20 protein-coding genes and 1 riboswitch are annotated in these 24688 nt (G+C 46.1%); of the genes, 15 read left to right on the top strand and 5 right to left on the bottom strand.

Annotated elements, in window-relative coordinates; translation table 11 throughout:
- Positions 1-37: 37 nt before the first annotated feature.
- The 4 genes from AS034_RS15280 to AS034_RS15270 all read left to right on the top strand — a co-directional run bounded on the left by AS034_RS15280 (position 38) and on the right by AS034_RS15270 (position 2401).
- A complete protein-coding gene (locus tag AS034_RS15280) occupies positions 38-1417 on the top strand; it encodes a Glu/Leu/Phe/Val family dehydrogenase (protein WP_058299180.1) in 1380 nt (459 codons plus the stop codon).
- Between the two features lie 127 nt (positions 1418-1544).
- Entirely contained in the window at positions 1545-1700 is a 156-nt protein-coding gene (locus AS034_RS22775) for a YfhE family protein (RefSeq protein ID WP_141687736.1), read from the top strand.
- A gap of 225 nt (positions 1701-1925) precedes the next feature.
- Positions 1926-2144, top strand: coding sequence for a DUF1659 domain-containing protein (locus tag AS034_RS15275; RefSeq protein WP_032086773.1), 219 nt, complete (start codon positions 1926-1928; stop codon positions 2142-2144).
- A gap of 38 nt (positions 2145-2182) precedes the next feature.
- Positions 2183-2401, top strand: coding sequence for a DUF2922 domain-containing protein (locus AS034_RS15270; protein WP_058299179.1), 219 nt, complete (start codon positions 2183-2185; stop codon positions 2399-2401).
- 53 nt (positions 2402-2454) lie between these two features.
- On the opposite strand, the gene AS034_RS15265 is transcribed toward AS034_RS15270, so the two are convergent.
- Entirely contained in the window at positions 2455-3150 is a 696-nt protein-coding gene (locus AS034_RS15265) for a hypothetical protein (protein WP_058299178.1), read from the bottom strand.
- A 605-nt stretch (positions 3151-3755) separates the two neighbouring features.
- Positions 3756-3862: riboswitch (SAM riboswitch) on the top strand.
- Between the two features lie 91 nt (positions 3863-3953).
- On the opposite strand from AS034_RS15265, the gene AS034_RS15260 reads away from it, so the two are divergent.
- From AS034_RS15260 to AS034_RS15250, 3 genes are read left to right on the top strand one after another with little or no spacing between them, the layout of a single operon-like run.
- A complete protein-coding gene (locus AS034_RS15260; RefSeq protein WP_058299177.1) occupies positions 3954-4967 on the top strand; it encodes a methionine ABC transporter ATP-binding protein in 1014 nt (337 codons plus the stop codon).
- Complete coding sequence (locus AS034_RS15255) at positions 4957-5622, top strand: methionine ABC transporter permease (RefSeq protein WP_058299176.1); 666 nt, start codon at positions 4957-4959, stop codon at positions 5620-5622. Before AS034_RS15260 ends, AS034_RS15255 begins: the two co-directional genes overlap by 11 nt.
- 27 nt (positions 5623-5649) lie before the next feature.
- Positions 5650-6465 (top strand): MetQ/NlpA family ABC transporter substrate-binding protein, encoded by an 816-nt coding sequence (locus tag AS034_RS15250; protein WP_058299175.1) that lies wholly within the window; start codon positions 5650-5652, stop codon positions 6463-6465.
- Positions 6466-6527: 62 nt separating this feature from the next.
- On the opposite strand, the gene AS034_RS23340 is transcribed toward AS034_RS15250, so the two are convergent.
- Positions 6528-7703, bottom strand: a complete 1176-nt coding sequence (locus tag AS034_RS23340; RefSeq protein WP_058299174.1) for a YecA/YgfB family protein — start codon at positions 7701-7703, stop codon at positions 6528-6530.
- Between the two features lie 562 nt (positions 7704-8265).
- On the opposite strand from AS034_RS23340, the gene AS034_RS15240 reads away from it, so the two are divergent.
- The 4 genes from AS034_RS15240 to AS034_RS15225 all read left to right on the top strand — a co-directional run bounded on the left by AS034_RS15240 (position 8266) and on the right by AS034_RS15225 (position 12548).
- A complete protein-coding gene (locus AS034_RS15240) occupies positions 8266-9399 on the top strand; it encodes an ABC transporter ATP-binding protein (RefSeq protein ID WP_082641735.1) in 1134 nt (377 codons plus the stop codon).
- On the top strand, positions 9396-10307 hold the full coding sequence (locus AS034_RS15235) for a carbohydrate ABC transporter permease (protein WP_058299172.1): 912 nt from the start codon (positions 9396-9398) through the stop codon (positions 10305-10307). Before AS034_RS15240 ends, AS034_RS15235 begins: the two co-directional genes overlap by 4 nt.
- Positions 10304-11116, top strand: coding sequence for a carbohydrate ABC transporter permease (locus AS034_RS15230; protein ID WP_058299171.1), 813 nt, complete (start codon positions 10304-10306; stop codon positions 11114-11116). The genes AS034_RS15235 and AS034_RS15230 overlap by 4 nt, the downstream gene beginning before the upstream one ends.
- A 79-nt stretch (positions 11117-11195) precedes the next feature.
- On the top strand, positions 11196-12548 hold the full coding sequence (locus AS034_RS15225; RefSeq protein WP_058299170.1) for an ABC transporter substrate-binding protein: 1353 nt from the start codon (positions 11196-11198) through the stop codon (positions 12546-12548).
- Positions 12549-12621: 73 nt separating this feature from the next.
- On the opposite strand, the gene AS034_RS15220 is transcribed toward AS034_RS15225, so the two are convergent.
- Both AS034_RS15220 and AS034_RS15215 read right to left on the bottom strand, forming a co-directional pair.
- Positions 12622-14223, bottom strand: coding sequence for a zinc ribbon domain-containing protein (locus AS034_RS15220; RefSeq protein ID WP_058299169.1), 1602 nt, complete (start codon positions 14221-14223; stop codon positions 12622-12624).
- Positions 14224-14291: 68 nt separating this feature from the next.
- On the bottom strand, positions 14292-15068 hold the full coding sequence (locus tag AS034_RS15215) for a zinc ribbon domain-containing protein (protein WP_058299168.1): 777 nt from the start codon (positions 15066-15068) through the stop codon (positions 14292-14294).
- A gap of 479 nt (positions 15069-15547) precedes the next feature.
- On the opposite strand from AS034_RS15215, the gene AS034_RS22405 reads away from it, so the two are divergent.
- On the top strand, positions 15548-19492 hold the full coding sequence (locus tag AS034_RS22405; RefSeq protein WP_244888186.1) for a 5'-nucleotidase C-terminal domain-containing protein: 3945 nt from the start codon (positions 15548-15550) through the stop codon (positions 19490-19492).
- A gap of 190 nt (positions 19493-19682) precedes the next feature.
- Positions 19683-20909 (top strand): SGNH/GDSL hydrolase family protein, encoded by a 1227-nt coding sequence (locus tag AS034_RS15205; protein WP_058299167.1) that lies wholly within the window; start codon positions 19683-19685, stop codon positions 20907-20909.
- A gap of 40 nt (positions 20910-20949) precedes the next feature.
- On the opposite strand, the gene trhO is transcribed toward AS034_RS15205, so the two are convergent.
- On the bottom strand, positions 20950-21915 hold the full coding sequence (trhO, locus tag AS034_RS15200) for an oxygen-dependent tRNA uridine(34) hydroxylase TrhO (protein WP_058299166.1): 966 nt from the start codon (positions 21913-21915) through the stop codon (positions 20950-20952).
- Positions 21916-22200: 285 nt separating this feature from the next.
- On the opposite strand from trhO, the gene AS034_RS15195 reads away from it, so the two are divergent.
- Positions 22201-24201 carry a penicillin-binding transpeptidase domain-containing protein gene (locus tag AS034_RS15195; RefSeq protein ID WP_058299165.1) on the top strand — a complete coding sequence of 667 codons (2001 nt, stop codon included), beginning with the start codon at positions 22201-22203 and terminating at the stop codon, positions 24199-24201.
- A gap of 292 nt (positions 24202-24493) precedes the next feature.
- On the top strand, positions 24494-24688 hold a 195-nt coding region (locus AS034_RS15190; protein ID WP_141687735.1), incomplete at its 3' end, for a transposase.

The following is a 24688-nucleotide window of genomic DNA, read 5'->3' as shown; positions in this document are numbered from 1 at the left end:
TAATACCAAATACTACTATTTTCACAGGAGGGGAAACATGATTAGTCAAACGCGTGACATCGTTCAAAAATCATTGGATGCTTTATTGGAAGACGAACATTTTCTGCCGGAATTGCAGGGGGAAGCTAGGAAACAGTCTTTTACATCTCTGACAGCCATTCTGTCGACTCCGAATCATATACATAAGTCGTTCCTGCGGGTCCCGCTTGAAAATGGGCGGGTCGACAGGATTCCAGCTTTCCGGGTTCAGCATAATAACGCCCTCGGACCCTATAAGGGCGGGATTCGTTTTCACGAGATGGTCAATGAAGATGAAGTTGTGAACCTTGCTTCGCTTATGACTCTTAAGAATTCTCTTCACGATGTCCCATTCGGCGGCGGGAAAGGCGGAATTATCATCAATCCGCGCGAATACACCGATAAAGAACTTAATCTCATTGCAAAAAAATATGTTCAGTATTTCAGTGACGTCATCGGTCCGGATAAGGATATCCCGGCACCGGATATGGGCTCAGGCGAGCGGGAGATGGACTGGATGATGGCAGAGTACAAGAGCATTCACCCGGGCTATCCCTACAGGGGAAGCTTTACCGGGAAAAGCGTGATCAACGGAGGATCACTGGGCCGCCGCGAAGCCACAGGAAAGGGCGTTTATTTTACGCTCCGCTATATGATGCATGACTTTATTAAAAATCAGAAGAATCTGCTGACGAAAACGGATAATGTGTTTGCCAAAACCGCTTTGAACTATGAAAACAAGCCGCTGACCATCTCGGTCCAGGGGTTTGGGAACGTCGGATCGGTCGCGGCTCTCGAGGCCTACCAATCCACTCATCTTCAGAACAAAGTGGTGGCTGTGAGTGACCGAAACGTCACGCTTTATAATGCAGACGGGCTGGACATACCGGCACTGGTCGAATTCACGATGAGGAATAAAGGAGATCTCCCGGTAACTGATGATCAGCTGAAGGAGATTGATGTGAAAGCAGATATTTCCGACAGGGAGGACGTTCTGTACCTTGATGTGGATGTCTTGATCCTTGCTGCATTGGAGGACCAGATCCATAAGGATAATGTCGAAAAAGTGAAGGCAGGCATCATCGTAGAAGGAGCGAATGCCCCGGTCACAACGGAAGCGGATGAGTTCCTCAGTGATAAAGGAATCATCATCGTACCGGATATTCTCGCCAATGCCGGCGGTGTCATCGTTTCCTATTTCGAATGGCTGCAGGGCAGGGAAACCCAGTTCTACTCGGAAGACGAGGTATTCAAACTGTTATTTGAAAAAATGCAGACAACGCTCGATACGGTTCTGCCGCAGTTCTTCGGGGATCCGTTCCCGCTGCGCCAGAACTGCTATATCCACTCAGTTACGAAATTGTCGACGATTTTATACAGACAAGGGAAGCTTTACTGAATTAACGTGAAGAGGGAGGGGCCTTTAGCAAGTTAATGGCCCGTCCCTCTTCCTATGTTTAGGTGAGTTTCTGCCGGGTAAAGGATTTGTAGAGAGACATTAATATCTTTGAAAGGAGAGATTCAGCATGGCAGAACGACATGCGAAGAAGCTTCCCTACAAAGGGATTAATACAGAGAAGAACAATGGACTGACGGATACGCAGGAAGTACTTTGGGCGAAAGAGTTCAAGCGGGCGACGAAGGCCGGGTATCCGGAAGAAGTGAAGAGTGATCGTGAATAGCGGAATGGCTTGATAAAAACCTCTTAGAACCGTATTTTTATATGCGGTTCTAAGAGGTTTTTTTATTTGTCAGGAAGTTGGAGTCCCAAGGTTGATTAGTGGAAAACGGCCCAGCATCACCTTAAGTTAGATCCTCCTTTTAGTATTTCTTTAAAGAATATTTTTTCTTAGGTGTCCATTTCCTCCCCCAATCCCTATATAAAAGGTGAAAGGAGGTGAGGCACAATGGCAACAGCGGATTTGAAAGGAACGAAGCTGAGATTTGCATATAACGACGGGATGGATGAGAAAGGCAACCCGAAGTACAAGTACAAATCATACAGCTACATCAAAGGCTCGGCCACTGCAGATGAGATGCACAGCGCGGCTCAATCACTTGCAGGACTCTCCGAGAAAAACTTATTCAACGTAGAAAAGATCCAAAACTTCGATATCAACGCATAATGGGGGTGGAATTTTTATAGAAAGGAGGGGATTTTAACATGGCAAAAGTACTTGAACTTGAATTCAAGACAGAAACCGGCAAAATAGCGAAAATCAGCGTCAACGATCCAATCGACCCGATCGATACCGTCCAGGTGAAAGCAGCAATGGACAACCTTATCGCAACCGGCGTATTCGGAAGCTCAGGTGGCGCACTGGTAAGCGTAGATGGCGCACGCGTGGTAGAACGTAATGTAACAGACTATGAAGTCTTATAATAAAAAAACTCACCTGATTTGTTCTTCAGGTGAGTTTCTTCATGGATAGGAGCCTAACGCAGCGGCACCTCAAATGTTTCCTCATCCATCTTCACTTGGAGTACTAAAGGTTTATCCGTTTGGGATACTGGTTTTGGCACCTGGGCGTAAAAATGGACCTTGCTTTCCGTTAAAGCGTCGACGTTGGACAGTGTTTTAAATGTATTGCCTTCATCCATTTCGGCAGCACCGTACATGTCAAATTCGTGCTTGCCGTCATAAGTCAAATAAAAGTTTATCGGGGACAACGGTCCATCAAAGCTGACTGAATCAGTTGTGTCATTCGAAATGGTTCCCGTCATATGTAAGAAGATTTCAGAATCACTGATGATTTTCCTGTTAGACATCGAGTCTTCAGGGTCTGCATTGGAAGATTCAAATTCGGTCGTGAATTCAGCTTTATCCAGCGTGATAATGACAGAATTGTCATCGTATTTAAATACCTTCTTCTCATCCAGGATGTTTTCAGAAGGCTGGGCATCTTGATCTTCCTCTTTTTCAGTGGATGCTTCAAACACTTCGCCTTCACTTTCATCTTCGCCTGCATCTTCAGCGCTTTCATCCCCGTCGGTATTTTCCATTGAAACCTTTTCGTTATCTTTGTTTTCAGCATTGGCATCCCCGGAAGATTTCTCCGAAGTTCCGCAGCCTGCAAGCAAAAGCATAAGTACTGCAATCAACATTGCATTCAGTCGTATCATTTTCATCAATCCTTCAGCCCCCATAGTTAATAGTTTACTAGTAAACAAGCAAAAAGCCTCAACTAATTTAACATATATTCCCTTATTCTGCTAGATTAAAACATCTATTTTACTACAAAATGAAACTTTATAATCATGCGTGATTAGGTCTTTGTATTCAGTTGCGCACAAGGTTATCTACATTTTAATTAAACGTTTGTTTAAACCTTCAAAAGCCTGTACCATCAAGGGTTTGAGATGTTAATCAAACGTTTGTTTAAAAATATAATCGTTAATCAAGGGGGGAGGGGGAATGAGTGACTATACAGTGGTATTTGGTTCATTCTAGCGTTGATTGGAGTGGAAGACGAAGACTCCTGCGGGAAAAGCGAGACAGGTAAGACCCCGCAGGAGCGCAGCGACGAGGAGGCTTACCGGCCGCCCGCGGGAAGCGAAGTCTTCCACGGAAATCAAAAGCGGTAATAAAAGTTAATTTTTCAAAACTAAGATTTTCCTGCTAATACAACAAAGAAATCGCTTACACCAAAACTAACCCAAAATCCCTTATTGACTTTCCAAAACAAACCATATAATATCACCTATAAGATTAAAAACTCAAACAATTTAATACTTTCAAATTATCAAGAGCGACCGAGGGATCAGGCCCTGTGACGTCCGGCAACCTCCATTTATGGAACGGTGCTAATTCCTGCAGGATGGATTTCATTCTGAAAGATAAGTCGATGACATAAGCGCGATGCTTCTTTCAGTAATTGAAAGAAGCATTTTTTTATTTGCTCAGACATCAATGAAAAGGAAAAGGGGTGTGAATGATGATCAGAATCAACAATCTAGTGAAAGAATACAAAACCAAAAAGCAGACGGTCCTCGGTGTGGATAATGTCTCCGTCACCATTGAAAAAGGGGAAATCTTCGGCATCGTCGGCTACAGCGGGGCGGGGAAAAGCTCTCTGATCCGGTGTCTGAACTTGCTGGAAAAACCAACATCCGGGGAAATCATCATCGACGGCCAGGACCTGACAAAGCTGAATTCAAGGGAACTCCGCCTCGCACGTCAGAAAATCAGCATGATCTTTCAGCATTTCCACCTCATCAAAGCGAAAACGGTGTATGAAAATCTCGCTTTCGCCTTGAAAGCAGCCAGAGTGCCAAAGTCAAAAATTGAACCAAGGGTGACCGAATTGCTAGAGATGGTCGGACTCAGCGACAAAGCTCAAGCCTATCCCGCACAGCTGAGCGGCGGCCAGAAACAGCGCGTCGGAATCGCCAGGGCACTTGCAAACAACCCATCCGTCCTCTTGTGTGACGAAGCGACGTCGGCACTTGACCCGAGCACGACTAAGTCAATACTCAAACTGTTAAAAGACATTAATAAACAGCTAGGACTCACGATTGTTCTTATCACTCACGAAATGGAAGTCGTAAAGGAAATCTGCGACCGGATGGCCGTCATGCTGGACGGGAGAATCGTGGAGGAAGGCCCCGTGTACGACTTGTTCGCCAACCCGAGACAGCCGCTGACGAAGCAGTTTATCGAAAATATTCTCCAGTTCGAACTGCCGCCTCACCTTCTGAAGAGCCGGACCGGCAAGCTGATCAAAATTCAGTTCAAGGGTTCGATCGCAGAGGAAAGTGTGGTTTCAGATGTGTTTCAAAAATACAAGGTACGAGGCAATATCCTTCACGGAAAAATCGAATATATACAGGAAACGCCGCTCGGGATTTTCATCATCGAGCTGATCGGTGAAGAATCCGAAATACAGGCCGCCATCCGCTACATAACGGCCAAAACACAAAGTCTGGAGGTGCTCGACCGTGCTGCCTGATTCATTGACTGCGATTTTACCAGAATTGAATAAAGCATTCCTCGAAACCATCTATATGGTCGGTATTTCACTGGCCATCGCGATCCTGATCGGCCTTCCGCTCGGTATCCTGCTTTTTGTGACAGACAAAGGATTGTTCCTGCAGAACGGTTTCGTGAAAAAGATCGTCGGCTTCGTCGTCAACATGGTCCGTTCGATACCATTCATCATTTTATTGGTTGCACTATTACCGCTTACTAAACTATTGACGGGAACGACGATCGGGCCGACAGCGGCCTCCGTATCACTCTCTGTGGCCGGGATTCCGTTCTTCGCAAGAATGGTAGAGACGGCCCTTCGCGAGATTGATAAGGGAGTCATCGAAGCATCGGTGTCGGTGGGGGCAAGTCCATGGATGATTATCAAGGATGTACTGCTGCCGGAAGCGAAGCCGGCCGTCATCCAGGCCGTCACGATCACAACCATCAGCCTGGTCGCCTATTCCGCCATGGCCGGGATTGTAGGCGGAGGCGGTATTGGTGACCTTGCTATCCGTTTCGGCTATTACCGCTACGATAATACGGTCATGATTACCACGGTCGTCGTGCTGATCTGCCTGGTGCAGCTCATCCAATATACGGGCGACATTTTTGCAAGAGTAGTAGATAAACGATAATCAAAACATTCAGGGGGAAGATTTCAGATGAAAAAATGGTTTTTACTATTAGCAGCAGCATTGACTGTCAGCCTGCTGGCGGCATGCGGAGGAGAAGAAGCAAGCTCAGAGGATAAAAAAGAAATCACGATCGGGGCGACATCCGGTCCTTACAGCGATATGGTGACAAAAGCCATCAAACCGGGTCTTGAGGAAAAAGGATACACCGTTGAAGTGAAAGAATTCAGCGACTACATCCAGCCGAACAACGCACTCGCGCAGGGAGATCTTGACGCCAACCTGTTCCAGCACAAAATCTATATGGAAACATTCGCAGAGCAGCACGGTATGGAGCTTTCAGAAGTCATCGTGGTGCCGACCGCACCGATGGGAATCTATTCAGAGAAATTTGATTCGCTCGAAGACATCAAGGAAGGCAGCGCCATCGCCATCCCGAACGATCCGACAAACGCAGCCCGCGCATTCCAAATCCTCGTGGATGCTGAGCTGATCACATTGAAAGAAGGTACAGACCCACTTACAGTATCTGAAAAAGACATCGATAAAAACGTTAAGAACCTGCAATTCAAACCGATCGAAGCGGCTCAGCTTCCAAGAGCAGTTGAAAGCGTAGACCTATCAGCCGTGCCGGGGAACTACGCACTGGCTGCCAAAATGGACCTGCTTGATGCGTTGCAGTTAGAAAACATGCCTGACCAATACCGCAACCGCGTCGTTATGAACACGAAAGACGTTGATTCACAGCTGGCAAAGGATATCAAAGCAGTCGTGGAAGCTGACGAATTTGAAAATGTGATCGATGAAGAGTTTAAAGGCTTTGAGAAGCCGGAGTGGATGGAATAATTTCACGCTTTAAAGCAGTTAGGGACGGACCTTTAGTTAGCTAAAGGCCCGTCCCTCTTCATTTAGTTTAAACAGCACTTCTTATATTTCTTCCCGCTCCCACATGGACATGGATCATTGCGCCCTGCTTTTACATCTTTTGCGGCAGGCTGTTTGAGAGGAGGGAGCGGACCCAGACTTCGCTGGCGGTCGTTCTCAGCCTCAATATGATTTTTCCACATCTCCAGCTTAGGATGCTCTATCTTATTGATAATGCAATGGGTGTAAAGGGAGTCCTCAAGCGTCAGCATCGTTTCATCGTACCCTTCCTCGACCAGTTTCTCTACCAGAGGAATGCACTCAACCGATAAATGCTGTGACAATGCTTCAGCAAGGATCGTCTTTTGAGAGAGGTCAGTCGACTTTGCGAAAAGTCTGAGCAATGCCCTCTCCGCTTCTTGTGTTTTAATCGATTCTAGAACCTTAATAGAAAAGAAATACGTACTGTCAATCAATGCGACCTTTTCTATTTCCCTGACGACTTCAGCGGTTCCTATGCTAATCAGAACCTCTGCAACTTCATTCAGAGCCACATCGCCTTCCTCTTCATTCCGGAAGAAATCAACCATCCGAGGGATAAAGGTATCCATCTTCATCTCACCAGCCATGTAGAGGAGAAGGATGCCTCGATATGTCAGGAACCCGTCTTCACTCATGGTATCCGTGATTCCTTTATCAATATCCTCCACGTCCAGACCGCCTTTGATGACGAGTTCTTTTATTATGCGCTTTCCATAGTCATAATAAGTCTGATTATGCCAATCCTTCTCAAGTGCTTCTACGACTTCATCGAATTCCAGCATGAGCTCGTCCTTGCTCCGGCCGGGCATTTTGACGATCTCCGCCAATTCTTCCTCTCCGAAAAACCTGGTGATCCGTTCTTTATATTTTACCAGCAGCTCAGACTCTGCCTTTCTGATAAAACGCATGTAGAATACCAGCCGAGTATCGTTATCGGGAAGAGCTTCCACCCGATTCAAAATTTCATCAAAGCCCTTTTCCGACATAGGGAGAAAGGATACACGGGGAAGGAGGGAATCTGAAGGTTCAATATCCCCCTCGCGGTCAATGGCTTTCAACACTGTAAAGAGAGTTTCCTCGGTTGGTAAAGTCGTATTCTCCAAAATCCGTGCAGCACTTTTTCTTACAATGGGATCTTCGTTTAAGAGATGAGGCTCTACTTTTTCCAGAAAGTTCATATTAGCATTCATTCCTTTTTCATTATATATCGATAGTTTACTAGTTCCATACTCGTTAAGAAAGGTGTAATCGTTTAGTCATCCCTTTGTAACAGCTTGCACAGTACATTCTAGTTGAAATCACCCGTTTCGGTAGAAAGTTTATTCATACAACTCCTTCTTCCCTCATATACTTTTCTCACGCTGGAATTTTACTTCCATATACACCTGACAAGTTCATACATTTGTGTAGAGACCCGGAGAATCACATCATGAGCTTAGGCGCACCTAGGTTATGTTTGTGATTTTTTTTATGTACGGACTGTTTGAAGTGTACCAGGTACACAGGCGACATTATGTACCAGGTACAGGACTGACTGATTGTACCTGGTACAAAATTAATAAATTGTACCAGGTAGAGTAGACTCAATGTATACCTGGTACCAAACCAATAAAATGTACCAGGCACCCAAGCCCCGGCTTGTACCAAGTACACCCAAAAAGCAACACACAAAAGAAAGCAACCCACAAAATGAAAGCGCTAATATACCAACACCGTTTGTTTAAGAAAGGGGAAGAAGATGTGAAAAAAGTTGAACTCATTGACGTATCAAAATCCTACGACAAGAAGAATGAAGTCATCTCGAATATCAATGTCACAATCGAGCCAGGCGAATTCTTTGTGCTGGTCGGGCCGTCCGGCTGCGGGAAGAGTACGATGCTGAGGATGATTGCCGGGCTTGAGGATATTACGGCAGGTGTCCTGAAGATCGGGGACGGGGAGGTGAATAATTTGCCGCCGAGCAAGCGGAATATTTCAATGGTTTTCCAAAATTATGCCCTTTACCCACACTTGTCCGTTGAGGAGAATATCGTTTTCGGCTTGCACGTGAAGAAGGTCCCGAAGGCGGAGAGGAAGGCGCGTTGTGAAGAGACGGCGAAGATGCTTGGTCTTTCTGACTATCTGAAAAGGAAACCCCGCGAGCTTTCCGGCGGGCAGAGGCAGCGGGTGGCACTCGCCCGAGCCATCGTCAACCAGGCCCCGATTTGCCTGATGGATGAGCCGCTCTCCAATCTCGATGCCAAACTAAGGGCGCATATGAGATCAGAAATCAGGCAGATTCAAAGAAAACTCGGGATTACCATGATTTACGTCACCCATGACCAGGTCGAAGCGATGACGATGGGGGACCGCATCATGATTCTGCATGACGGGAAGATCCAGCAGATCGGGAAGCCGATCGACATCTACAATAACCCCGCCAATCCTTTCGTGGCAACCTTCATCGGTTCTCCTCCGATGAATATCGCTGAAGCCGAGTATAACGCGGAAACGTCGAATCTCCATTTTGGGAGCGACGGCAAAATCGCCATTCCAAAAGATGATGAAAAATATATGGAATCAGGCCGCATCATTGTGGGCCTCCGCCCTGAACATCTGAAAGCCGCCACAAAAGAAACCGAAGAAGCAGACAAAATTCATGTTGAAGTCATCAACGTCGAGGTGCTAGGGAACGAAACGATCTTTTCCTTCATGCTTGGTGAAAAAGAATGGATGGCCAAATGGACCGGCCAGTGGCGGATCAATGTGGGGGACGTGATCCCTGTTGTCATCAACTACGAATCTCTCTGCTTCTTTGACAGTGAAACACAGCAGATCGTGAAAACCCCGACGGATATCGAAAACTATATGTTTGATCAGGAGGTGCTCAAATGAAGGCCGGCCTGAATGCAGCACCGCCAAGCCTGTGGAAAAGGTCGCTTAATGTCAGGACAGCTATGCTTTATCTCTTTCCTTCCATTCTATTGTTTGCCGTGTTCATTTTTTATCCGATGTTCCGGACGCTTTATCTCAGTTTTTTCCTGACCGATCAGCAGGGGAATGCCGCCTTGTTTGTCGGACTTGAAAACTATGCTTATCTTCTCGAGTCACCCGAGTTCCTGAACAGCATCAAGGCGACCGTCCTGTTTGTGCTTTATACCGTCCCGATTGGAATCATATTGGCTCTTTTTCTTGCCCTCATTGCCAATGAAAAATTGAAGGGTATCGGTTTTTTTCGGACGATGTTTTCATCTTCCATGGGGATTTCGGTCGCAGCTTCATCCGTTGTCTGGCTGTTTCTGTTCCATCCAAGCGTCGGGATGTTCAACAGGCTGCTGCATCTCCTGCATCTTCCGCAGGTGCAGTGGCTGCTGGATCCCGAATGGGCACTGATATCCGTGTCCATTTCGACGATCTGGCTGAACACAGGCTTCGCCTTTTTGATCCTGCTCGGCGGTCTTCAGAACATCGATGAGTATCTCTATGAAAGTGCCCGGATCGACGGGGCGGGGTATTGGTATCAGCTGAGGAGGATCACGATCCCGATGCTGTCGCCGACGCTCTTTTTCATCATCACGATTTCGCTGATCAACGCGTTCCAGACATTCGGCCAGATCGACATCCTGACCAAGGGAGGCCCTTCGCAGTCTACCAATCTCATTGTCTATTCGATCTACCGCGAGGCCTTCATCAACTATCAATTCGGGACGGCGAGCGCGCAGGCAGTCTTCCTGTTCATCTGCATTTTGATCGTGACGATTCTGCAATTCAAGCTCGGGGAAAAGAAGGTGCATTATCAATGAGTAAGCCGAAGAAACTATTGCTTTATGTCCTGCTTGCGGTGTCTGCGTTCCTTGTGTTTTTCCCGGTGCTGTATGCGTTCATGATCAGCTTCATGACGGGTTCGGAAATCCTCCAGGGGAAATTCCTGCCGCAGTCTTTTACTCTTGAAAACTATTTCAAGGTGTTCGAGCGGCTGCCGCTCATGAATTACCTGATCAATAGTTTTGTCGTGTCATTCGGTGTCATGCTCGGGCAGCTCGTCGTCTGCAGCATGGCTGCCTATGCCTTTGTTTTCATCCCGTTCAAGGGGAGGGATTTCATTTTCTTCTTATTCATATCGACAATGATGATCCCGTGGGAAGCGACGATGATCCCGAACTTCTTTACGATTCAAAAATTAGACTGGATTAATACGTATCAGGGACTGTCGCTGCCGTTCTTCGCATTGGCATTCGGGACGTTCCTGCTGAGGCAGCATTTTAAAACGATTCCCAAGGAACTTCATGAAGCAGCTCAGGTAGCAGGATTGAGCAGATTTGCTTTCTTCTGGAGAGTGATCCTGCCAGTTTCCAAAACCAGCCTTGTGACCCTCGGGGCCTACGGATTCCTGACGACCTGGAATATGTATCTATGGCCGCTCCTCGTAACAACCAATGACTCGGTCCGAACGGTTCAAATCGGTTTAAAGCAGCTGCAGACGCAGGAGATGGCGACCGAATGGGGAGTCGTGATGGCAGGCGTGATCATCGTCATCATCCCGACCCTGCTGCTCCTATTCCTCGGGCAGAAGCAGCTGCAAAAAGGACTCACGCAGGGAGCGCTGAAGTAAAGGTGTTTCACATGCATGCTGCTCTGAAGCGAGCGCGGGCATGTTTAAGCATAAATAACAAAAAGGGGTGTTACCGAAAATGAAAAAGAAGCTGAAGATGCTGTTTATTTTTAGTGTACTGGCTGCGATGCTTGTCACGACGGCCTGTTCGAACAGCGAGAGTCAAAAGCCGAAAGACAACGGTTCAGATGATGGAAAAAGTTCTGGACCAGTGGAAATCAACTTCTGGCATGCCATGTCAGGTGCCGGCCAGGAAGTGCTTGATGGAATCGTCGCAGATTTTAACAATTCACAGGATAAGTATAAGGTCAATGCTGAATTCCAGGGAACGTACGAAGAGTCCCTGACAAAGCTGCGGAGTGTCGGCGGAACAGAAAATGCCCCGGCGATCACCCAGGTCTTTGAAGTGGGGACGAAGTACATGATTGAAAGCGGGTTCATCGAACCGATGCAGACGTTCATCGATAAGGATAACTACGACGTCTCGCAGCTTGAGAAGAATATCCTGAACTACTATACCGTGGATGGAAAGCTGTATTCGATGCCGTTCAACTCCTCGACGCCGGTGATGATCTACAATAAAGACGCATTCAAGGAAGCGGGTCTCGACCCTGAAGATCCGCCGCAAACTTTTGAAGAAGTAAAGGCGGCTGCTGAAAAGCTGACAAAGAAAGATGAGCGCTACGGATTCTCCATGCTCACATACGGCTGGTTCTTTGAACAGCTTGTGGCAACTCAAGGCGGGTTATATGTAAATGAAGAAAATGGGCGCGAAGGGGATGCGACAAAAGCAGTCTTTAACGGGGAAGAAGGCATGCGCGTCTTCAAGTTCCTCGATGATATGAACAAAGCAGGCACATTCGGCAACTACGGAACAAACTGGGATGACATCCGGGCCGCTTTTCAAACCGGTAAAGTCGCCATGTACCTCGATTCTTCCGCAGGTGTAGCGAACGCAATCAACAGCTCCCCGTTCGATGTGGGCGTCGCGTTCATTCCATATCCTGAAGAAGTGGAGCGTCAGGGAGTCGCCATTGGCGGAGCGTCCCTATGGATGTCAAAAGGAATTTCAGAAGAAAAGCAGGAAGCCGCATGGGAGTTCATGAAGTACCTGCAAACACCGGAAAGCCAGGCGAAATGGCATATCGGCACAGGCTATTTCGCCATCAACCCTGCCGCATATGATGAAGACATCGTGAAGCAGGAGTGGGAAAAGTACCCGCAGTTCAAAGTGACCGTCGACCAGCTGCAGCAGACAAAACCGTCTGTCGCGACACAGGGGGCATTGATCTCCGTCTTCCCTGAATCACGCCAGCAAGTCGTGACGGCCCTGGAGAACCTCTATCAGGGAACCGATCCGCAGGAAGCGCTGGATCAGGCAGTGGAAGGGACGAACCGGGCGATAGAGATTGCGAATAAGACGAAGCAGTAAGTAAGGAATTTATAAAGAAGGACAGTCCTTTAACTTGTTAATGGACTGTCCTTCAATACGTTAATTCATCCCTCTAATGCTCCTCCGAATCATACACAACCCATCCCCCCGCATCCTCATCATATTCACAGTAGTAGGTGTAATGGTATGTTTTCGGTATAGTCTCGGCCGCATCGGGGTCAGCTGGATCGTTCCAGCTGCTTGCGTATAGTTCTTCGACATCGATGCTTGCTTTATAAGCTCCATTTTCTTCTTTGACGTTTAAGGACTGTTCGTCAAAAATCATATCTTTTAAATAGCCGCCGTAAGTGATGCTTCTTTTTTCCAGATTCTTGACTGTTTTCATATTGTCTTCAAGCTGGTTTCCCTTTACGTTTCTTAAAACAGAGGAGTCTATACGGGTAATCGATTCAATGTAGGATGTATTGTAGTTGATGATGTCGCTTGTCAAATCATCCATGAGGACCTGGCTGCCGGTAATCGGAAACTCCAATTCGATCGTTTCAGAGGTCGAGGCCGTCACTTCCTCACTGTAAACATCTTCCCACGGGTAACTATATTTTCCGCTGACAACAACAGAATCCCTTTCGGACACGGGTCCGATCTGCACGGAAGAATCTTTGATCGTGCCGTACGGTTCCCCGTCTAAGTAAACTTCCGCTCCTTCAAATTCGGACGTTACGGTAATATACTGCTCATCAAATAACAGCGGGATGGGCACATCGGAATCCTTCCATATAAAAAGAGACATCGATGTTTCGAGTTCTCCCCATTCTCCATCTTTAATTGCTTTGAACGTAAACTCTCCCGGCATCACGTTTTCGATTACCCGCGATTCCTTACTCGAAGCTGGAACTTCCTTATCATTCAGGAACACTTTTGCATCCGGGTCCGTATCCAGTGTGAACGACACAGGAATCAATGCGGCTGTATATTGATCGATGAACAGCCACTTTTTTTCTGGGGATTTTTTTAACTGAATTAAAAAAGGGTCATTTGGAGCAGCTGATACAATGGTTTTCTCCTGCATTTTGATGTTCTCAAGCAGTTCATCATAAATCTCTGGATCAGAATGAAGCTGTTCCAAAAAATCCTGCAGTGCATCTCTGGTCAGCGGGATATCAGAGGTCTCTGACAACAGTTCCTGCAAGGCCGGGGCATCCTTCTTTTCCAGCGCCTCAATTAAGATTTCGGTTGTGTGGGACGGAAGGGAGGCATCTTTTACATAGAAGTATCCGTATGTAGCACCGCCTGCAAGGAGGATTGCAAAAATAATCAGGGAAATCATGAGCGGCCGGGGTTTCTTTTTATTCCTGATTGGTGCAAATGATGGGGCCGCCGGCTGGCTGACTGGCTGGGTCCTGCAATCAACGCAATATGATTCAAATTGAGAAACCTCTGTACCGCAGTTTTTACAGTACCTGTTAGATGATGGAGAACAATGTTGACATTCTTCATCGCCCTTCAGTGCCTCACCGCACTCTTTGCAAAACTTGCTTTCGACTTTATCAGAACCGTTTAAGACACATGTTGTACAATCGTCCCCTTTGAGCAGGCTCCCGCATTCCTTGCAAACATTCTTGTCGACTGCACTCGGAGAAACCGCCTCCCCGCATTGAATGCAAAACGACTTTCCTTCGGAGAGTGCCTGCCCGCATTGTTTACAGAAATTCATCATCCTCACCTCTATACATTAATCTCAAAAAAGCCCCTTTTGTTAAAAAAACAAGGGGCTGCTGCTCATTAGAATGGCGAGAAGAAAGAGTCAACCTTGTCTTCAACCATGTTGATAAGAGTGGAAATGATCATCGCCGCCATGGCAATGAACGTCAGGAATATGGCGATATACGTCAGTAATGTTCCGTATAAGGTGTCCAGTCCGCCGGGCTCATCTTTTTTAAAGCTTGAAATGACCAAAGGCGGAATGATAAAAACCGCTCCCATGAAACCAAGCCCGAGGAGAAGAGGGTAAAGGAACATATCCAGCAAAGAAAAGACAAAGGCAAGCATGAAGATACCTACGAAAGGGATCAGCATGGAACCGAACCGCGCAAGCACGTCGGTGTAAGTGACCCCGACTCTCCCCAGTTTTATGGAAATATAGGAATAAGACGCAATCAGTATCATGAATAATGCGTAAAAGAAGGCGGGCTTTACTAAAACGGAGTAGAACGCGCCATCCCCTTTGTAATCCAAGCTGAGATAAATAATCAATGGAATAATGACAGAAAACAGCCCAATCGAAATCAGCCCGTTCACAAGCTGGTCGGCTCTTGCCTTCGCCGTTTCTGAGACTGGCTTTTTAAGGACTTTCATAAAATACTGGAAGTACATACTCGAGGCCTGTTTAACATTTTCAACATGGACATTCGGCTGCGGCGGCGGAACGGCCTGGGCAGCTGCCGGCGTTGAATAGCCTGGACCCGTATCATGGGAAGCGTCGGCTCTCACCAGTCTCGTCCCGCAATTTTCACAAAAATTCCCTCCATCATTCACATGCTCGCAATTCGTACACTTCATCCGCAAAACCCCTTTCTTGGTGTATATCTAATAAATACCATTTGAGTGTGAAAATATGACTACTTTTTAATGATCCCATTAGCGAGAGGAGAGTTAAAAGGGGAGCTATGATTAGAAACTAGGTATTTGATTGTCATGACTTCGCCTGATTAGAGTTAAAATAGGTATATATTCATGCTTAATGTTACATTTGTAAGCCAAAAGTTCTGATTTTGTAAAATAATTGAAAATATCTTAAAATTCGACGAAAAGATGCTATATTAAAAAGGAAGCTTAGTCAAAATTCTACATACTAAGCGGTTAATGGAAATAATTCGTGGAGGTGTTTTCATAGGATAAAGTAAATATCCGTGAATCATCCTTTTGGGGAAAAGGACCGGTTTTTGCGGAGAGAAGTGACATCTTATGTAAGCGTTTGCATTTTAGGTTGGACCAAATTTACTGGGAAACAAAAAGAGGAGGAACGTGCTTTGAAAATCATGAAAAAACAGTTGTTCATTTTGACAACGATTTTTGCCCTGCTTGCAGGGTATATTCTCCCAATCGCCTCACCTGCTTCTGCCAGCGATTATTTAACGGTGCAGGAAGCGATTGAGAATAACAGCGGAACCGGAACGGTCAGCGGTTATATTGTAGGCCACACGACAGGAAACGGAAGCTACAATTTTGAAGGGAATTTCGCAGGTGATACTAACTTTGCCATTGCGGATAGCTTAGATGAAAGGGATCCTGCAAAGGTTCTGCCTGTCCAATTGCCGAGCGCATTGCGTACGAAATTTGGACTAAAGACTAACCCTGAAAACCTGGGTAAAAAGGTCATCGTGACCGGTTCACTTGAAACTTACTTCACGGTACCAGGCCTGAAGTCACCGACTGCGATGTCGTTTGAAGGCGAACAGCCCGATGAACCAGTCCCTTATGAAGGAATAGAGGGCTTAAGCATCCATGACATCCAGGGTGAAAGCCACTCATCCCCGTATGCTTCTGAGAAAGTGAAAGAAGTCGAAGGGATCGTCACACACGTAGAGGATGCAAGCAATTTCTATATGCAGGACCCTAACCCGGATGAAAATCCGAAGACATCCGAAGCACTGCTTGTGTACAAGCCTTCTCACGGTGTGCAAGTTGGCGACCATGTTAAAGTAGACGGTCAGGTAAAAGAATGGGTACTTGACGGTTATGGCGAAAAGTTAGAGACAGATCTTGCGATGACGGAACTGAATGCTCAATACGGAAATGTCATTGTCGATTCAAGCGGCAATGAACTTCCCGAGGCTCTTGTAATCGGTGAAGATGTTACACCTCCGACTGAAGTGATTGACAATGATCAGTTCGGTGAATTCGATCCTCAGCAGGATGGCATCGATTTTTACGAAAGCCTGGAAGGTATGCGTGTTGCTCTTGAGAACCCAATGATCACGGGCCCTCAAAAATACGGTGAACTTCCGGTCATCACTGAGCAGGTTGAAGGGAAAGCCTACACAAAAGAAGGCGCTCCGCTTTTAACTAAAGAAAATCAGAATCCTGAAAGAATGTTCCTTCTGTTGGATGACCGCGATTTTGTTGCGAAAACGGGAGATCAATTCAACGGGACTGTGAATGGGGTTGTCAGCTACGGCTACAGCAACTTCAAAATCCTTGTGAACGAAGATGAACTCCCTGGATTGAATGAAAGAGAATTCACGCCGGAAGTGACAACGATTGAAAAAGATAACGATGAACTATCCATCGCTTCATACAATATCGAAAACTTTGCAGCCGCTGATACGGAAAAACGTGACAAGCTTGCAAAATCAATGGTTAAAAACCTTAACTCACCAGACATCATCGGTCTTGTCGAAGTGCTTGACGAAAGCGGCACGACGGACGATGGTACTGTAAAAGCAGATGCCAACTACAAAGCATTGAGCGATGCCGTTGCAGGCTTTGGAGGTCCTACTTACAAGTGGACTGAAATCGCACCACAGGATAAGCAGGACGGAGGGGTTCCTGGAGGGAATATCCGTGTCGGATACCTTTACAATCCTGACCGCGTAACCCTTGCAGACGCTCCTAAAGGAGATGCTACAACTGCAGTCTCTTATGAAGACGGTTCATTAACGGTTAATCCGGGCCGGATCGATCCTACGAACCCGGCATTCGAAGACAGCCGCAAATCATTGGCTGCAGAGTTCGATTTCAACGGTGAAGAAGTGATCGTCATTGCGAACCACTTTAACTCCAAAGGCGGGGACGAGCCGTTATTCGGTAAAAATCAGCCTCCTGTTCTTGGAAGCGAATCACAGCGTATGCAGATTGCGGAAGTCATCAACTCTTTCGTTTCTGACATCCACGCGAAAAATGAAGACGCAAATGTTGTCGTACTTGGTGATTTAAATGACTTTGAATTCTCCAATCCGCTTCAAAAGCTTAAAGGTGATGTTTTAACGAATCTGGTTGAAACTCTGCCTGAAAACGAACGATACACGTACACGTACCAAGGTAATGCACAAGTCCTTGATCATATGCTTGTATCAAACCGTTTAGCAGCAGACGCTGAATTCGACATCGTAAACTTCAACTCTCCTTACATGGAAGAGCACGGCCGCGCGAGCGATCACGATGCACTCGTTGCACAGCTTGATTTTGCTGAAGAAGAAACAAACGAAGACTTTGACCTTTCCATTATGCATACAAATGATTCACATGCACATGTTGAAGGGTATCCTAAATTATTCACTGCGGTGAACGAAATCCGTGCCGAAAAAGAGAATTCGCTTTTACTTGATGCAGGCGATGTATTCTCTGGTACATTGTACTTCCGTCAATATAAAGGTCTTGCGGATCTTTGGTTCATGAATGAACTTGGCTTTGATGCCATGACGTTGGGTAACCATGAATTCGATAAAGATTCAGAAACACTTGCAAATTTTATCAAAGAGATGAACTTCCCAATGGTATCGTCAAACGTTACCGTAACTGGGGACGCTGACCTAGAACCATTGGTGAAGAATGAAATCGGAAAACCTGGAGAAGGTGGAAACATCTATCCTGCGATGATCAAAGAAGTAGATGGAGAAAAAGTGGGGATCTTTGGATTGACGACTCCAGATACAGCGTTCATCTCTAATCCAGGGGAAAATGTCGTATTTGAAGATGCAGTCGAAAGTTCCACGGCAACCATCAACATGCTGAAAGAAGAAGGCGTCAACAAAATCATTGCCCTTTCACACTTAGGCTACTCGAATGATTTAGAGCTTGCGGAAGCTGTGGATGGTCTTGATATCATTGTCGGCGGACATTCTCACACAGTTCTTGAAGAGCCTGTTGTGATTGAAAAAGAAGAGCCGACGGTCATCGTTCAGGCGGGTGAGTACCTGAATCTGCTTGGCTTATTGGATGTTACTTTCAACTCTGGTGGTGTCGTAACAGGTCAATCAGGTGAAGTGCTTGATCTTGAAAATTACGAAGAAGATGCAGAAGCTCTTGCGAAAGTTCAAGAGTATAAGGCGCCTCTAGAAGAATTGAAAAGTGAAGTTGTAGGTTCCACGGAGGTTGCACTTGATGGGGAACGTCAAGATGTACGCCGTAAAGAAACAAATCTTGGGAACCTGATTGCAGACGGAATGGTTGCCAAAGCAAATGAATTCGTCGAAACCTATATCGGCGTTACAAACGGCGGCGGAATCCGCGCTTCGATCGATGCTGGTGAAATCACTCTAGGTGAAGTGCTGACAACAATGCCATTCGGCAATCAGCTTGTCACTCTTGACCTGACAGGCCAGGAGATCCTTGACGCACTTGAGCACAGCGTTTCACGTGTTGAAGGTGAAGACGCACCTGGAGAATTCCTGCAGGTATCCGGAATCTACTTCAAATATGACGTAAACAAACCGGCCGGCGAAAGAGTATGGTCTGTTGAAGTCAAAACAGCTGACGGCTTCCAGGAAATCGATCCTGCACAAACATACCGCGTAGCGACCAACGCATTCACTGCGAACGGCGGAGACGGGTATGATATGTTCAAACAGGCGAAAGAAGAAGGACGTCAAACGGACCTGTTCCTTGTCGACTTCGAAGTGTTTACGGATTATCTTGATCAGAATAGCCCTGTATCACCTGAAGTAGAAGGAAGAATCGTTCAAGAGGTACAGCCGGATGAAGAACCTGTCTTAACAGGATGGGTCTACGCAGACGGTAACTGGTACTTCTACAATGAAAATGGTGAAATGCAGACAGGCAAAATCGAGTGGAACGGCAAGAAGTATCACTTGAACGAAGATGGAACCCTTAAGTTCGGTGGAGCTAATTCAAATGCGAAATGGCTGCGCCCGGATGAAAAAGATCGAAACGGATGGGTGAAATCAAAAGGCAAATGGTTCTTCATGAGCCAGGACGGCCCTGATGTCCCTGGAAATCAAGGCAAGGGAAATAAAAAAGGCTAATCTGAAAATAACCAGATTCCATTTTGGGAATCTGGTTATTTTTTTATTTATAGGGGCATATTATGAAAAACTCACCAGGATCATGGGTAAATCAAGCTAAAAGGCCAAAAGGTATAAAAGTCTCTAGGAACCAAAAAATATGTGTGTCAAAATAACACTGAATGTTTGATGTAAAGGCAGTGTTAAGGATATGAATCGCTTATCTATCGTATTGTTTATTATCGTGCTGATGATGGTCGCAATCGTTTGGGGAATATCAAGGGGATTTGGTCAAGTCCAAAACAATCTTTCAACAGAAGGAAAATGGACAGGGGCGTGGACGGCAAGTATGCAGGCTCCTCACGACGATGGGATTTCCCAAAAGGGATTAGAAAACGAGACCATCCGGATGATAATACAACCGCATCTCGATGGAGGGAAAATAAGACTGCGCCTATCGAACAGGTTTTCAACAGAACCGTTGAAAATTGATCGAGTGCGTATTGCAGAGTCCGAGAACGGCGATCAAATCAGGAAGGAATCGGATCAAGCTGTGACTTTCGGCGGTAAGAAGGAGGCTGAAATTCCTCCCCGAGAAAAAAAGGTCAGTGATCCCATTTCCTTCAAAGTGAACAGTGATAAACCTCTGGCCGTCAGCTTGTATGTAAGGGGGGCATCAGGTCCTGCAGACTGGCACCCGCATGCCATGCAAACGAACTATATTGTAAAAGGAAACGAGACGGCGAGTACAGGCTTGCCGGTTCACACGAAGAAGGAAGAGTCATGGTTCTGGCTCGAAGCTGTCGATGTGAAGGCAGATAAGTCGGTAAAAGGGGCCACAGTCGTCTTGGGGAGTTCAATTGCAAACGGAAACCATTCCACTCCCGATACAAACCGCCGCTGGCCTGATTATCTTGCTAAACGCATGAAAGCGTCGAATCACCCGATATCTGTATTGAATGCGGGTATTTCCGCCAATCAATTGATAGAGAGTACTCCTGATAAAGGAGAAGGCACTTCGGAAAGAATCGAAAGGGACGTCTTTGACCAAACCGGCATCAAGTCGGTCATCCTCCATCAGGGATTGAATGACATCAGGCATCACCCGGAATACAGCGCAGGTGATATCATTGACAAAATGAAAGCAATTATCGAAAAGACACATGCCCGGGGATTGAAGATTTACGGCGGGACATTGACGCCGTACAAGGGATCCGGGATGTTCACCCCTGAAGGTGAAAAAACACGTCAGGAGGTCAACGACTGGATCAGGAAAAGCGGCGAATTCGATGGAGTCATTGATTTTGACAAGGCGGTAAGGGATCCTAAGAATACTGAGCGATATCTGCCTGAATATGATGCAGGAGATCATCTGCACCCGAATGATGCCGGTTATGAAAAAATGGCCGATGCAGTCGATCTATCAATGTTTAAATAAAAAGAGAACTGGCCTCCGGGCCAGTTCTCTTTTTACTCTATTATACAGTCTGCTTTTCAGCCTCAATCACTGCCAAACGCTCTGCCACTTCTTCCTCAGTCAAACCGTGTTCGATGATATAACGGTTTTCTTCGCTTCTGCGGCACTCGTCGGAGCAGCTTCTCATATATTTATGCTCGTTTTCTTCTGAGCAAAGGATTTTCTTGTTGCATGGCGGGTGGGCACAGTTCACATAGCGCTCACAAGGTTCGCCGTCGAAGTAGTCTTTGCCGACAACGACATGCTCTTTGCGGTTGACCGGCACCGCGATACGCTCATCAAATACGTAAAGCTGCCCGTCCCACAGGTCACCTTGCACTTCAGGATCTTGTCCGTATGTGACAATTCCTCCGTGCAGCTGCGCTACATCCTCAAAGCCTTCTTTCAATAGCCAACCGGAGAATTTTTCACAGCGGATACCGCCTGTGCAGTATGTGATGATTTTTTTATCGCCCAATAATTCTTTATTTTCACGGACCCATTCAGGAAGGTCGCGGAAATTGCGGATATCTGGTCTGATCGCACCGCGGAAGTGACCAAGATCATACTCATAGTCATTGCGGGCGTCAAGAACGATTGTATCTTCGCGTTGGATCTGCTCGTAGAAATCCTTCGGTTCAAGGTATTTACCAGTGATTTCATGTGGATCCACGTCATCTTCTAGACGAAGTGTCACAAGCTCCGGACGATGCTTAACCTTCAATTTCTTGAACGCATGCTCATCCGCTTCGTCGATTTTGAATACTGTGTCATGGAATAATGGATGATTTTTCATCGCTTCCATATATGCACCCGTCTGCTCGATCGTACCTGAGCATGTTCCGTTGATTCCTTCAGAAGAAATCAGGATGCGTCCCATCAGTCCCAGCTCCTGGCATAATTCCTTATGCTTGGCAGTCACTTCTTCGGGATTCTCGATTGTTACATAGTTGTAGTACAGAAGTACTCTGTAAGGTTTTTGACTCATATTTCATTCCACCTGTCGATTAATATTTGCAAGATATAATCTTAGGATCTTTTTCCTTATTACTCTTACGACATTCTATTATAACAAAAATTTCTTAGTGTGCACCAGTTTTACTGAAAAAAGGAATAGGAACGGGAGGTATTTCAGGTGGAAAATGGAAGGACTAAGGAACTGAATCGTGTGTATAGGACATACTTCATGGAACGCGGAATACATTAAAATTGAAATTGATTCATGAATTTGAAATAATTAGAAGTAAGAAAACCGAGGGGGTTCACGTTACATATGTTGAAAAAATTGTTCTTGCTTAGTCTGGTTGCTGCGGCGGGAATGTTGATTGCAGGCTGTCAGGAGAAAGCCCAGCCTGACGATCGATTGAAAGAGTACGTCGATCTTTGGAATGACAAGAAATTCGAGAAAATGTATGATACCTATCTTTCATCTTCTGCAAAAGAAACCTATAAAAAGGAAGATGTCGTAAAACGGACCAATGACATATATGGAGACTTGGCCGTGAAGGATCTGAAGGTCAAGTTTAAAAAGCCGAAAGAAGAAAAAGAGTGGGACAAGGAAAAAGAGGCAGAATTCCCTGTCACGATCTCTATGAATACACTCGCGGGCGAGGTTTCCTATGAGGAAACCGTCACCCTCAAAAAACAGGAAAAAGACGATGAAGAGAACTGGTTTGTGGATTGGGACCCGTCATTCATCCTCCCTGACATGGAAGAAGGGGATAAAGTCGGTATTGAAAGTATCCCGGCTAAGCGCGGTGAAATTTATGACCGGAATGAAAATCCGCTGGCTATCAACGGTGAGGCTTTCCAAATCGGTATCGTCCCAGGTGAATTTAACGAAAGCGATCTGAAAAAACTGTCATCCCTCCTGGAGATGTCGCCTGAAGCGATTCAGAAAGAATTAGATCAAAGCTGGGTCAAGCCTGAATACTTTGTCCCGATCAAGAAGCTTCCGATATCCGAGCGGCCGCTTGCACTGGATATCATCGAGCTTTCGGGACTCTATTCAAAACGCGTGGAAGCCCGACAGTATCCTTATGGTGAAGCGACGGCACATATTACGGGATATCTCGGCAAAATCAATGCAGAGAAACTGGAAAATTTAAAGGATAAAGGGTACACGGCTCAATCCCTGCTCGGTATAAGCGGGGCGGAGGAAGTATACGAAGATAAGCTCCGCGGTCAAAGCGGCCAGCGAATCTACCTCACCAAAGTGAACGGAGAAGAAACCCCGGTGGCTGAACAGGAAGTGAAGGACGGGGAAAATATCTCGTTGACACTGGATGCCGAAATGCAGAAAAAACTGTATGACCAGATGAAGGACGAAGTCGGAACGGCAGCGGCTGTCGATCCAAAAACGGGAGAGGCATTGGCCCTTGTGAGCGTTCCCTCTTATGATCCGAATGAATTCGCACTGGGGATGGCCGGTGACAAATATGACAAGATTTATAATGATCCGGACAAACCGCTCCGTAATCGTTTCTATCAGACGTATTCACCGGGATCTGCCATGAAGGCGATCACCGCATCCGTCGGTTTGAAGTCCGGCAAGCTCGATCCCAATAAAACGTTTGATATTAAAGGGAAGAGATGGCAAAAAGACAAATCATGGGGCGGTTATCAGGTAGTTCGCGTATTTGCTAATGACAGCGTCGTCGACCTGGAAAGCGGATTGAAGTATTCTGATAATATCTACTTCGCACGTGTCGGACTTGAAATGGGTGCAGAAGCATTTATCAAAGGCTTGAAGGACTTCGGATTCGGGGAAGAAATCCCGATGTCTTATCCAATTCAAGAATCACAGATTTCGAATGATGGAAAAATTTCTAAAGAAATTCAACTTGCTGACTCGGCCTTCGGGCAGGGGGAAGTGCTGATGAGTGTGGTCCACCTTGCCAGTGCCTATGGCGGCATTATCAACGATGGTACCATGATGAAGCCTGTGCTTTTGAAGGACGAGGAGCAAGGAGTCTGGAAGAAGGACTTGCTGACTCCTGAACAATCAAAGCTGATGCGCACGGATCTTAGGAAGGTTGTTTCTGAGGGAATTGCAGGTAAAGCTCAGGTGTCCGGTAAGGAAATCGCGGGTAAAACCGGTACAGCCGAGATCAAATCAGAACAGGGTACGAAAGGGAAAGAAAACGGATGGTTCGTATCCTATGACCAGAAGAATCCTGAATTTATACTTGCGATGATGCTCGAAGGCGTGGAAGACCGCGGCGGAAGTACGCATACGGTCCAGGTGGCGCAGAAGTTTTATTCCAATTATTGATTGTGTGGAGTTAATTTGATAGGGTTGCAATTCAATTTGGCCTGCCGGGTGGTTCTCGGCAGGTTTTTTGGTGTTGGGAAGAGGAGGTTTTATTCCATATTTTTACTAGTGACGGAATAATCGGCGAATTCGAAAGATTATTGAGGTAAATTCGAAGATTAATGTTAGAAATTCAAAGATTAACGTGTCGAATTCGAAGATTCCAGGCGAAAATAAAGTTAGTCTAAAAAGTGGACACACAAAGATGATAATAGGGCATAACTATAACTATTATTAATAAGGACGTGTATCCATGGGAAAGTACTATACAAACGAATATAAAGAATACGTAGCTAAAATGGTTGCTGAAGAAGGTAGAAAAGGGACTGAAGTGGCTTATGAGTTAGAGATTCCTTATGCTACCATGATGCGCTGGGTCAAACTTTACAATGAGAAAAAGGCTGCTGAACAATCCGGTGAGCACATCACTCCTTCCGAATTGGAAAAG

Source organism: [Bacillus] enclensis, from assembly GCF_001456935.1.
GTDB classification, from domain to species: Bacteria; Bacillota; Bacilli; order Bacillales; family Bacillaceae_B; genus Rossellomorea; species Rossellomorea enclensis.
This window is presented reverse-complemented; position numbering and strand designations above follow the sequence as displayed.